The sequence below is a fragment of the Streptomyces sp. NPDC051322 genome, assembly GCF_040689485.1.
GTDB lineage: Bacteria > Actinomycetota > Actinomycetes > Streptomycetales > Streptomycetaceae > Streptomyces.
Map to the genome: position 1 here is coordinate 1 of NZ_JBFBAK010000018.1, position 11,628 is coordinate 11,628.

At 67.4% G+C, this 11,628-nt stretch carries 10 protein-coding genes and 1 pseudogene; 6 read left to right on the plus strand and 5 right to left on the minus strand.

Annotation, left to right across the window (positions count from 1 at the left end; translation table 11 throughout):
• Positions 1-215 precede the first annotated feature (215 nt).
• A pseudogene (locus tag AB0436_RS29050) lies at positions 216-1,577 on the plus strand (IS1380 family transposase).
• Between the two features lie 1,271 nt (positions 1,578-2,848).
• On the opposite strand, the gene AB0436_RS29055 reads toward AB0436_RS29050, so the two are convergent.
• The 3 genes from AB0436_RS29055 to AB0436_RS29065 form a co-directional block, all read right to left on the minus strand.
• Positions 2,849-3,475: an MBL fold metallo-hydrolase gene (locus AB0436_RS29055; RefSeq protein ID WP_366470929.1), complete on the minus strand. Its 627-nt coding sequence runs from the start codon at positions 3,473-3,475 to the stop codon at positions 2,849-2,851.
• The gene (locus AB0436_RS29060; RefSeq protein WP_366470930.1) at positions 3,475-4,560 is read right to left on the minus strand and encodes an S-(hydroxymethyl)mycothiol dehydrogenase; all 1,086 of its coding nucleotides are present in this window, start codon (positions 4,558-4,560) and stop codon (positions 3,475-3,477) included. The genes AB0436_RS29055 and AB0436_RS29060 overlap by 1 nt, the downstream gene beginning before the upstream one ends.
• A 267-nt stretch (positions 4,561-4,827) precedes the next feature.
• Positions 4,828-5,484 carry an SDR family oxidoreductase gene (locus AB0436_RS29065; protein ID WP_366470931.1) on the minus strand — a complete coding sequence of 219 codons (657 nt, stop codon included), beginning with the start codon at positions 5,482-5,484 and terminating at the stop codon, positions 4,828-4,830.
• Between the two features lie 354 nt (positions 5,485-5,838).
• Here AB0436_RS29065 and AB0436_RS29070 point away from each other — a divergent pair, with 354 nt between their 5' ends.
• From AB0436_RS29070 to AB0436_RS29090, 5 genes are all read left to right on the plus strand, one after another.
• Positions 5,839-7,017 (plus strand): cytochrome P450, encoded by a 1,179-nt coding sequence (locus tag AB0436_RS29070; RefSeq protein WP_366470932.1) that lies wholly within the window; start codon positions 5,839-5,841, stop codon positions 7,015-7,017.
• A 65-nt stretch (positions 7,018-7,082) separates the two neighbouring features.
• Entirely contained in the window at positions 7,083-7,832 is a 750-nt protein-coding gene (locus AB0436_RS29075; protein ID WP_366470933.1) for a CoA transferase subunit A, read from the plus strand.
• Entirely contained in the window at positions 7,829-8,479 is a 651-nt protein-coding gene (locus AB0436_RS29080) for a CoA transferase subunit B (RefSeq protein WP_366470934.1), read from the plus strand. Before AB0436_RS29075 ends, AB0436_RS29080 begins: the two co-directional genes overlap by 4 nt.
• A gap of 251 nt (positions 8,480-8,730) precedes the next feature.
• On the plus strand, positions 8,731-9,405 hold the full coding sequence (locus AB0436_RS29085) for a TetR/AcrR family transcriptional regulator (RefSeq protein ID WP_366470936.1): 675 nt from the start codon (positions 8,731-8,733) through the stop codon (positions 9,403-9,405).
• A 185-nt stretch (positions 9,406-9,590) separates the two neighbouring features.
• Positions 9,591-10,175 (plus strand): TetR/AcrR family transcriptional regulator, encoded by a 585-nt coding sequence (locus AB0436_RS29090; RefSeq protein WP_366470937.1) that lies wholly within the window; start codon positions 9,591-9,593, stop codon positions 10,173-10,175.
• Positions 10,176-10,276: 101 nt separating this feature from the next.
• Here the strand turns inward: AB0436_RS29090 and AB0436_RS29095 are convergent, their stop codons facing one another.
• Together AB0436_RS29095 and AB0436_RS29100 are read right to left on the minus strand one after the other, a co-directional pair.
• On the minus strand, positions 10,277-10,711 hold the full coding sequence (locus AB0436_RS29095) for a cupin domain-containing protein (RefSeq protein WP_366470938.1): 435 nt from the start codon (positions 10,709-10,711) through the stop codon (positions 10,277-10,279).
• Between the two features lie 88 nt (positions 10,712-10,799).
• Positions 10,800-11,621 (minus strand): SDR family NAD(P)-dependent oxidoreductase, encoded by an 822-nt coding sequence (locus tag AB0436_RS29100; RefSeq protein WP_366470939.1) that lies wholly within the window; start codon positions 11,619-11,621, stop codon positions 10,800-10,802.
• Positions 11,622-11,628 lie beyond the last annotated feature (7 nt).

Genomic DNA, 11,628 nt, shown 5'->3' on the forward strand with positions numbered 1-11,628 from the left:
AGCCTCACCGACCCCGTCGCCAACATCGTCGCCGCCGCCAACTACGCCGCCGACAAATACGGCTCCATGGACAACGTCAACTCCGCCTACTAACCTGGGGCTTTCACGAGGTGGGTGGTCCGTTGCTTGATCAAATAAGCGGCGAGCGCTCCTGACCTGCAGCGATGGGACTTGTCTAGGGTCCTTTTGGCTGCATGGAAAGAAGCACTCTCCAGGTGAGTAAGCGTATCGGGTTGTACCCGCGTGTCCGCGTCGAGGGCGGTGGCAGCGGGGCGGTGCTGCTGGCCGAGACGGTCCGCGAGTGGGGCCTGGACACCGCGATATCGACGGCGTTGGCGCCGTGGCGCAAGCCGCGGGCGGTGCACGATCCGGGCAAGGTCTTGCTGGATGTCGCGCTCGCGACGGCTCTGGGCGGGGACTGCCTCGCCGAGGTGGCCATGCTGCGGTCCGAACCCGACGTGTTCGGCCCGGTGGCATCCGACCCGACGGTCTCCCGGCTCATCGACGCCCTTGCCGCAGCCGGGCCGAAGGCACTCACCGCGATCCGCTCGGCGCGGGCCGAAGTACGCTCGCGGGCCTGGGAACTGGCCGGGGCGAACGGTCCGGCCACCGACGGCTCGGTGATTGTGGACATCGACGGCGTGCTGGTCCTTGCGCACTCCGAGAAGCAGGACGCCACCGCGACCTGGAAGAAGACCTTCGACCATCATCCGCTCGTCGCGTTCGTCGACCACGGCCAGGCAGGTTCCGGCGAGCCGGTGGCCGCGCTACTACGGCCAGGCAACGCAGGCTCCCACACGGCCAGTGATCGCATCGAGACCGCCCAACTCGCCCTGGCCCAACCGCCCAGAGCCTTGCGGCGAGGACGAAAGACCCTGATCCGAACCGACTCCGCCGGCGGCACCCACGCATTCCTCGACTGGCTCTCCAAGCCGGGCCGGTGGCTGTCGTATTCCGTCGGAATGACCATCACCGACGCCATCCACCAGGCCGTTCTGAAGATCCCGAAGAAGGGATGGACACCGGCCTACGACGCCGACGGCACCGAGCGGCCCGGCGCCTGGGTCGCGGAGATCACCGACATGCCCGACCTCTCTCCCTGGCCGAAGGGTATGCGGCTGGTCGTCCGCAAAGAACGACCACACCCCGGCGCCCAGTTGAGATTCACCGACCTCGACGGACTGCGGCTCACCTGCTTCGCGACCAACACCAAAGGCGGCCAGCTCGCCAACCGCGAACTGCGTCACCGCCGCCGGGCACGCTGCGAGGACCGCATCCGAAACGCCCGCAAGACCGGCCTGCGCAACCTGCCCCTCCACGACACCGCCCAGAACCAGCTCTGGCTCGAGATCGTCTCCCTCGCCCTCGACCTCCTCGCCTAGATGCCGATGCTCGCCCTGACCGGCACCACCCGCCGCTGGGAACCCAAACGGCTTCGCCTACGACTGTTCTCCGCCGCCGCCCAACTGGTCACCACCGGCCGCCGCCGCTTCCTCCGCTTCACCGCCCGATGGCCCTGGACGGATGTGATCATCCACGCGATCCAGCGACTCGCCGCCCTGCCGAACCCCGACTGACCAGCAACTCCGATCGCCCCGACGAGCCATAGCAACATCCCGGAACAGTGGAACCCGGCGCCCACCCGACGCGACAGCCGGGCCGCCAACCTGCCCCAACCCCGAAAGACCGCACCTCGCAAGCACAAAGCCCCCGCCAGCGAACCGACGAGGACTCATGAACGATCGAGGCTAACCCGCCCAACCGACCACACACCACCCCAACCACCTGAGTCCGAGGGACGGCTGACCTCCAGGAACAGCAGGACTCAGGTTCTGACGAGGGCCGGAACCGGTACACCCACCCGTTCGGGCCCTCGCCCATTTTCCTCCCCGCCACCCCCCAGCTCTTCCGTTCTCGTTGCTCCGCTCCCGAGTCCACCGTTACCCGGCACGCAGCGCAGCGGTACTTGCCAAGCGGCATTGAGGCCTTCAGCTGCCGAGCTGGGTCGACGCGCCCTCGCGGCTGAACCAGCAGACGGTCCGCGTAAGGGAGCGGTCGTCCACATGCAGGTGCCCTGGAGAGTGAGCCGGGTCGTGAACATCGCGCGTTCCCTTGCTAGTTGTACGTGTAAACGGGCCAATCACGGCTCGCAATCGGGCCTGGGAGAATCTGGGGAGTTCGGTCCCGCCAGCTCGTGCACCTGATCTGCGAGCAGGCTATCGATCGCCCGTCGCCCCTTGCGACCCGCCTCCGGCATGAAGTGCGCGTAGTGATCGAGGGTGATGGTGGGTGACGCGTGCCCCAGCCACCTGGCCAAGGTCACCACCGACTCCCCTGCCTCAAGGACGAGGGAGGCGTACGCGTGCCGCAGCACATGGAAGCCGTCCCTGGGCGCCGCCTGCCACTGCCACGGCTTGGCCCCCTTGGCGCGTGGCGGGATCACGCCGGACCTGGCCAGTGCCGGCTTCCAGATCTCCGTGTTCCAGGTGTTCGCCGACGACGGCGTTTCCGTACATCGTGGTGAGAACGAGGGCGTGCTTCTTCATCTGCCGCTCCGGCTCCGGGCCGCCCCAGGGGAGCTCAATCTCCACCGATGGGTATGCCTTGGCGTGCTTGGCCAATTCGCCCGCAACAGATGCCGGCATGTCCACCAGGCGCGTCTTGCCTCCCTTCGGGAGCGCGAAGTATTTGTGGCCGTTGATGATCTGTACCTGCCTCTTGACGTGTATGACACCGCGCAAAAGGTTCCAGGGCAGGAACCGGGCCGCAGCAGCACAAGGGATCCGCGGAGCACGTCTTCGACGGACGGAGGCCGGCCGGTGGACGGCCGATCGCTGGACGGGGCAGCTCAGTGGCGGGCTTGCCACTCCGGCAGGTGCGGGGTTTCCGCACCGATCGTCGTGGAGTCGCCGTGCCCCGTGTGGACCACGGTGTCCGGCGGGAGTGTCAGCAGAACGTCGCGCACCGACCGAATGATGGTGGGGAAGTCGGAGAATGACCGGCCCGTGGCCCCCGGCCCACCGGCGAACAGTGTGTCCCCGGTGAAGACGGTGCCGAGCTCGGGCGCGTACAAGGAGACCGCCCCGGGCGTGTGTCCCGGAGTGTGCAGCACGGTCAGTTCGAGGCCTGCGACGCTCAGCCGGGACCGATCGCTCAGGAAGCCATCGGGGGCACGGTCGGGATAGGTCCGCTTCCACAGCAGCCGGTCGTCGAGGTGCAGCAGGATACGTGCCCCCGACCGTGCGGCCAGGGCAGGCGCGGCGCCGATGTGGTCGTCGTGCGCATGGGTGCACACGATAGCGGTCAGGCGCCGCCGGCCGACGGCGGCTTCGATGGCATCGGCGTCATGGGCGGCGTCGATGACGATCACTTCGTTGTCGTCGCCGACGATCCACACGTTGTTGTCGACGTCCCAGGTGCCGCCGTCCAGGCTGAACGTGCCACTGGTGACGAGGTGTTCGATCCTCGCCGCCATCAGAGCAGCACCACCGAACGCAGCACATCACCCTCGTGCATTCTGGAGAACGCCTTCTCCACGTTGTCCAGCCCGATGGTCTCGGTCACGAAGGCGGCGAGGTCGAGACGGCCCTGCAGATGCAGGTCGACCAGCATCGGGAAGTCACGTGAGGGCAAGCAGTCGCCGTACCAGGACGACTTGAGCGCGCCACCACGTCCGAAGACGTCCAGGAGGGGCAGCTGGAGCTTCATCTCGGGGGTCGGCACCCCGACGAGCACGACCGTGCCGGCCAGGTCGCGGGCGTAGAAGGCCTGCTCATAGGTCTCGGGACGGCCCACGGCGTCGATGACCACGTCCGCGCCGTGCCCGCCCGTCAGATCACGGATCACCTCGACGGCGTCCGTCGTACGGGAGTTGACGGCATGGGTGGCGCCCATCGCCCGCGCGGTGGCGAGCTTGCCGTCATGGACGTCGACAGCGATGATCTTCGCGGCTCCGGCCAGACGCGCTCCGGCGATCGCGGCGTCCCCCACGCCTCCGCACCCGATCACGGCGACGCTGTCGCCGCGGCCGACGCTTCCCGTGTTGATGGCGGCTCCGAGGCCGGCCATGACGCCGCAGCCGAGCAGGCCCGCCACCGCGGGTGCCACCGCGGGGTCGACCTTGGTGCACTGTCCGGCCGCGACCAGCGTCTTCTCCGCATATGCGCCGATCCCCAGGGCCGGCGTCAGTTCGGTGCCGTCCTTGAGCGTCATCTTCTGCGACGCGTTGTGGGTGTCGAAGCAGTACTGCGGTCGGCCCCGTCGGCACGCACGGCACTGTCCGCACACGGCACGCCAGTTGAGGATGACAAAGTCTCCCGGGGCGACCTCGCTCACCCCCGCGCCGACCGACTCCACGATGCCTGCGGCCTCATGACCGAGCAGGAACGGGAAATCGTCGTTGATCCCCCCGTCCCGGTAGTGCAGGTCGGTGTGGCACACGCCGCACGCCTGGACCTGGACCACGGCCTCACCGGGTCCCGGATCGGGCACGACGATCGTCTCAACCCGCACCGGCTGCCCCTTGCCGGGTGCCACTACGGCGCGTACTTCCTGACTCATGACGGTGATTCCCCTCAGCACGAAGGCGGAACGACGGCTGTACGTACGACGGCGAAATTCAGCGTGCGGACACACGAGGTCGCCAGATGCGGGGCTACACGCGCCCCGGGTGGACCCTCGAGGAACGGCCTGACGGCGCAGGCGCTCCGGTCAGATCGGGTTACGCGCCCCAGCCAGCCAGCCGCCGTCGACGACCATGGCGCTGCCGTGGATGAACTCGGCGTCCTCGCCGGCCCGGGAGACCGCCATGCGGGCGATCTCCCGGGGCTAGCCCCAGCGCCCGGCCGGCGTGCGGGCGATCTCGGCCTCGCTGTCCGGCAGCGTGTCGGAACCGCCCTCCGGGGCCGCGAGATTGGTGTAAGTGGCACCGGTACAGATGGCGTTGACGCGGATGCCGTGCTTGCCGTAGTCGAACGTCAGCTGCCGGGTCAAACCGAGCACGCCGTGCTTGGCGGCGGTGTAGGCGGTGCCGCCACCGGCCGCACTGAACGACGAGATAGAGGCGGTGTTGATGATGGCACCCTCGGAATGGGGCAGCACGCTGGTGCGGATGACCGCGCGTGACGTCAGGAACGGGCCGGTCAGGTTGACCGCGAGGGTCCGATTCCACTCGGCCGTGTCGATTTCGTGGGCCGGACGGAAGCTGTCGATGATGCCCGCGTTGTTGCAGAGGACGTCGATGTGGCCTGCCCATGCGAGGATCTCCGCGACACCCACGTCGACGGAGGCCTCGTCCGCGATGTCCACGGTCACGGCGATCGCCCGGTCACCGACCGCGTGCTCCTCGACGACCTTGCGGACGTTGGCCGCGTTGATGTCGACGGCGGCGACGCGCGCTCCTTCGCGGAGGAACTCGTCCACCATGGAGCGCCCCATGCCCGAGCCCGCGCCGGTCCCTACGACGATCTTGTCCTGAAGGGACATTGTGGCGTACACCTGCCGTTCATCTGCACAGTCGAGGGAAAGCCGGCCGCGGATGCGGACGGTGTCGCGGAAGGGCCCCGCTCAACAGCGGGAAGCCCGAGACGAACGCTCACTAACTAACATTAGTTAAACGACTCCCGTCAAGACCTCTCGCAACATCTGCGTAACGCGACATCGGTCATCACGAGTGATCCACGCCACATCGCGGCCCCGCAGGCTTGCCCGCCCCGGCCACGACGTGGTCCATTGCACTAACTACCGGTCGTTAGCGAAGGTTTCCGTCGTCCGACCACCCGGCTCCCCCTCACGTTCCCCAACAGCCTGATATCTCCGGCGCTACCCAGGAGGCGACCCGTGAGCCTGTTGAGCGAAGACACGTATCTGCCGTGGCAGAACCCTCAGTTCAGGACCGATCCCTACCCCTGGTACCGCAGACTGCAGCACGACCACCCCGTCTACGCGCTGGACGGCGGCTACGTCGTCAGCCGCTACGAGGACATCGTCCGGTACCTGAAACTGCCGATCATGAGCGTCGAAACCGCCTGGGCCAGCCAGGGGCCATGGTCGTACGTCGGCGACACGATGCTCGGCGTCGACCCGCCCCGGCACACCACCCGGCGACGGCACACCAACAAGTGGTTCACTCCCAAGCTGGTCCGGCAGTGGGCGAAAACCACGGCCGAGGCGGCCGGGCTGGCGCTGGACCGTCTCGGCGAGGACGGCGTGATCGAGGCCTGGACGGACCTCGCCGCGATCCCGGCGCACGCCACGATGTGCCGCGTCCTCGGCTTCCCCGACGACGACGCCCACAGCATCGTCGAGGCGATGTTCGGCGCCATGCAGATGATGAGCGCCGCCCCGAACCCCGGCGACGAGGAACTGGCCGCCCAGTCCTTCACCTACCTCGAAAAGCGAGTGCGCGAGATGCTCGCGGACGTCCGGTCGGTGGACGACAGCGGGATGGCCAGGGCCCTGCTCACCGCCTCCGAGGCGGGACAGCTCACCCCGCAGCAGGCGCTCGCCACCATCACGGTCTTCTACGGCCTGGGACACATGGACGTCGGCTATCTCGTCGCGGCCGGACTCGACCAGTTCGCACAGCGGCCGGAGGTCTTCCACGCGTACAAGCACAACCCGGAGCTGCGCGGCGCAATCGTCGACGAGATCGTCCGCATCGATCCGCCCGAGCTCTCGGTCGTGCGATACCCCACCGAGGACGTCGAGATCCGCGGTGTGCACATCCCGGCGAGCACTCCCATCCGCTTCATGATCGCGGCGGCCAACCGCGACCCGGAGGTCTTCATCGACCCGGACACCTTCGACTACACCCGCTCACCCGAGGCGGGCCGCAACCTGAGCTTCGGCCTGGGCGCGCACAGCTGTGCCGGACAGGTCATCTCCCGGGCCGAGGCCGAGGCGGTCTACACCGAGGTCGCGACACGCTTCGATCACGTCGAACGCGCCGGTGAACCCGTCCGCGCCAACCACGACTTCGCACGCTTCTACTGGTCGCTCCCGCTGCGACTGTCCTGAGGCCAGGGCGCGACGTCACGAAAGGACAGAGGAACCCGAATGTACGACAGTAAGAGGCGGTGGCCATGTCGGCGAAGCTGAGGATGTCGGCCGCCGACGCGGTGGCCGACATCCCAGACGGAGCGTCACTTGCCGTGGGGGGCTTCGGCCTCTGCGGAATTCCCGGCCGCCTCATCCAGGCCGTGGCGGACCGGGGCACGACCGACCTGGAGGTCTACTCCAACAACTGCGGCGTGGACGACTGGGGGCTCGGCATCCTCCTGGCCGCGGGCCGCATCCGCCGTGTCACCGCCTCGTACGTCGGCGAGAACAAGGAGTTCGCCCGGCAGTACCTCGCCGGTGAACTGGAGGTGGAACTGACGCCGCAGGGCACGCTCGCGGAGCGCCTGCGGGCGGGCGGCGCGGGCATTCCCGCCTTCTACACACCGGCCGGCGTGGGAACCTTGGTCGCCGACGGTGGTCTGCCCTGGCGCTACGACAACACCGGCGCGGTGGCAGTGGCCTCACCCGCGAAGGAGACCCGCCGCTTCGGGGACCGTACGTACGTCCTGGAGGAGTCCATCGTGGCCGACTACACGCTGGTCCACGCCACGGCGGGCGACACCCACGGCAATCTCGTCTTCGACAAGACCGCCATGAACTTCAACCCGCTCGCCGCGATGGCCGGACGGATCACCGTCGCAGAGGTCGAGACGCTGGTGGAGCCGGGCGAACTTGACCCGAACACAGTGCACGTACCCGGGGTGTTCGTGCAGCGAGTGGTGCACGTGGGAGTGCAGGAGAAGCGGATCGAGAAGCGGACGGTGTCCCGATGAGCTGGTCCCGTGACCAGATGGCCGCGCGGGCCGCGGCCGAGATGACCGACGGAGAGTACGTCAACCTCGGGATCGGGCTGCCGACTCTGATCCCCGGCCATCTGGCCGACGATGTCCATGTCGTCCTCCACTCCGAGAACGGGATCCTGGGCACCGGCCCGTACCCGACGAAGGACGGGGTCGACCCCAACCTGATCAACGCGGGCAAGGAAACCGTGACGGTCAACCCGGGTGCCGCCTTCTTCGACTCGGCCCTGTCGTTCGGGATGATCCGCGGCGGACACATCGACACGGCGGTCCTCGGCGGCATGCAGGTCTCCCGTACCGGCGACCTGGCCAACTGGATGGTTCCGGGCAAGATGGTGAAGGGCATGGGCGGCGCCATGGACCTGGTGCACGGGGCCCGTCGGGTGATCGTGCTCATGGAACACACCGACCGCGACGGCAACTCGAAGATCGTCGACGAGTGCACCCTGCCGCTCACCGGCCAGGCCGTGGTGCAGCGCGTCATCACCGACCTCGGAGTCATCGACGTGACCCCGAACGGGCTGATACTCCGGGAGCTCGCCCCTGACGTCTCAGTCGAGGAGATCGTCGCGGCGACCGACGCGGAACTCACGCTCGACCTGGCGGCCCCCGACCACTGACGTACGGCGCAGGGGCCAGGCGGCCACTGCCACTTGTCGAAGGCCAGGCCGTCCCGCCGAACTCCCCTGGGAAAGTGGCCCACCGGACTTCCTGGTGGGCCACTTTTCGTAGGTTCCGAACTAGCTAACGTTAGTATTCGAGCGAAGGCGCAACACATCGGAACCTGAGACCTACATCGGCAGCGCAGCCGTCCCCTCCGCAAGCGGTCGGACATCCATCCCGGGGCGACGCCGACATATTTGAAGTGGTGATGGAAACGGAAACAACACCGTGCGCGAGGGCCACCGAAGAGCTCCGGCGCTACCTCGAGAAGCTGAACTGGTCCGCCCTGACGCCCGGCCGCCGTCGCATTCTTGACGCGTTCATTGAACTCGCATCGGTGGAGGGCTACGCCGCGGTCTCGATGCGAAGCTTGGGCAAGAAGGTCAACATGAAGGCCCCCAGCATCTACTCCCACTTCCCCGGAGGCCGGGACGAAGTGCTCGCCGAGGCCTTCCGCTGGCACTTCTCCCAGTTCGCCGGGGCGGTACTGAAGGCCGTGGAAGGCGCGAAGAGCGCGGCCGACTTCTGGAACGCCATGGTCCGGGTCCACCTGACCAGGCAGCTCCAGTCCCCGGAGTACGACGCGTGGGACATCCTGCGCGCCCTCGACCGCCTCAACCCGTTCCTCGAACCGGAGACACGCAGCGAGCTGGACGAGTGGGTCGCCCTCTACGAGCGGATGTTCGCCGCCGCTGCACACGAGCTCGGCCACGAGCACGGGGAGGGCGAGAAGCTGGCACGGGTCGTGGTGAAGATCCTCGACAGCGCCAACAGCTGGTGCGGCTGGGACGGGCAGGAAGACCACCTGGACGTCTGTGTCGGCGAGGCCGTCCGGATCACCCGGGCGTTGATCACGGTCGACCTGCGCGCACCCCGGACCTGATCACGAGATGCCGGTCGGGGAGGGGCAGCAGCACCCACATTTCATGAACGTTAAGGTAATTGAGAACACTCGGTGACCTCGGCCAGACTCAGCAGGACATGGACCGATCCGACGCGGAGCAGGGAGATGGTGTGGCGGCGAAACGGGCGGGGCGCCCAAGGGAGACGGTCGGCCGAGATCGGGTCATGGAAGCCGCCCTGCAGATGTTCCTGCAGAACGGTTACGCCGGCACCAGCCTGAAGGCGCTGGCCCAGGAGCTCGGCATCTCCGCACCTGGCCTGTACTGGTACTTCTCGTCCAAAGAAGACCTGTACGCCTCCGTGATCGAAGCAGCCATGAACGACTTCGTGGCGTATGTCCGTCAGTCCATCACCGATGACGACCCGGTCGTCCGGCTCGGGCAGATCGTCCGCGCACACGTCACGTGGCAGCTGCAGAAGGCAGACGTCGCCCAGGCTTTCGACTTCGCGATGATGCGCAAGGGCCTGGGCCACGAGATCCCGAGCGACCGGCTGGAACCCATCGTGAAGATGGAGATCGAGTACATCAAGGAGCTGAGAGATGTCCTCGCGGCGGGCACGGATCAGAGTGTCTTCGAGGTCGATGACGTGAAGTCGACAGCTTTCGCGATCGTCACCATGTGCGAGTACGTCAACACTTGGTACCGAGCGGACGGCGAGCTGTCGATCGCCGCCGTGGCCAACCGGTACGACGGTCTGGTGAGGCGCATGGTGGGTGCGCACTCCTCGAATCAGGCTGATCGACGGTAGAGCCACGGACAAGCAATCCGTCTGCCCTGACGTCGTCGAACGACGTCAGGGCAGACGGCGGGACGGCTCGATGTGCCCGGAGCCCTCATATCGGGGTTCGGTCAGGCGCTGTCGTCCGTCTCCGTGGTGGTCCCGCTGTCGCCGATCTCCCAGTACTCCAGGTATTCGGAGGCGGCGCCATCGGGGTTCGGTCCGTAGATGGCCACCATGCGGGCGTAGTGGGGCGCCCAGTACCGGCCGGTGCTGCCCGCGGGCACGTCGATCCAGTCACCGGCACGGCCGACCACCTCGACCCCGTTCACTTCGACATGCAGTTCCCCGGCCAGGACGAGATTCGTCTCGTCGTGCGGGTGCAGATCCATGAAGCCGGCCGCGCTCAACTCCCACTCGGAGATCGCGTAGCTGTCCCAGCCACTACGCTCCGGCCTCTTGATCCACCGCGATCGCATGCGAGGTGTCTTCGACGAATGCGGCCGCAGTGGACCGACAGCCACCAGACCGGGCTGCGTCTCCTCGCCATCAACAGCTGCGGACATACCACACCCTCCTTCGGGTTCTGTTCGCTTCCGGGCCATGAGTGAGGTGCACGGGCCCATCGGTGCGGGCCCGCGCGGTCGGTGTCCGTCACGAGCCGAGCGGGATCGCCGGCTCGGGGAGCGTTTCCATGACGAAGAGATTGGCGGTCAGGCCGCCGTCGACGACGATGTTGCTGCCTGTGATCGCGGAAGCGTCGTCGGACACCAGGAACGAGACCGTCGCAGCGATCTCCTCGGGCTCGACAAGCCTCCGCATCGGGACCCGGGTGAAGTCGTGGAGCATGTGCTCCAGGACGTTGGGCGTCGAGGTCTTGTGGACCATGTCGGTGTTGACGAAGCCTGGCGCCACACAGTTGATCCGCACGCCGTGGGGCGAGAGTTCCATGGCCATGGTGCGCGCCATGCTGACGACGGCCGCTTTGCTCGCCGTGTACGCCGTCACCGGGCCGTCAGCTCCCAGAGCGTCGATGGACGAGATGTGCACGATCGAGCCGCGGCGGTTCTTCACCATGCCGCGGGCCACGGCCTGGGACATCAGGAAGGTGCCGATGACGTTGATGTCGAACGTCCGCCTGAACGTCTCGGCGTCCACGTCGAGAAACGGAGGCTCGTCGAAGACCGCGGCATTGTTGACGAGCATGTCGATGCGGCCCCAGCGCTGCACGGCCTCGTCGACGACGGCCGTGACGTCACCGACGTCGGAGATGTCGCCGGCCATCGCCCAGCCCTCGCCGCCTTCCGCCTCGATGGCCTTGACCGTGTCCTCCAGTGATTCGAGGGTGCGACCAACGACGAGCACCTGGGCGCCGTCCGCGGCCAGCCGCTGGGCGATGGACCGGCCGATGCCACGTCCGGCGCCGGTGACTATCGCTGTGCGGCCGCTGAACCGGGCGGTGGTGGACTTGCTCATGAGAGGG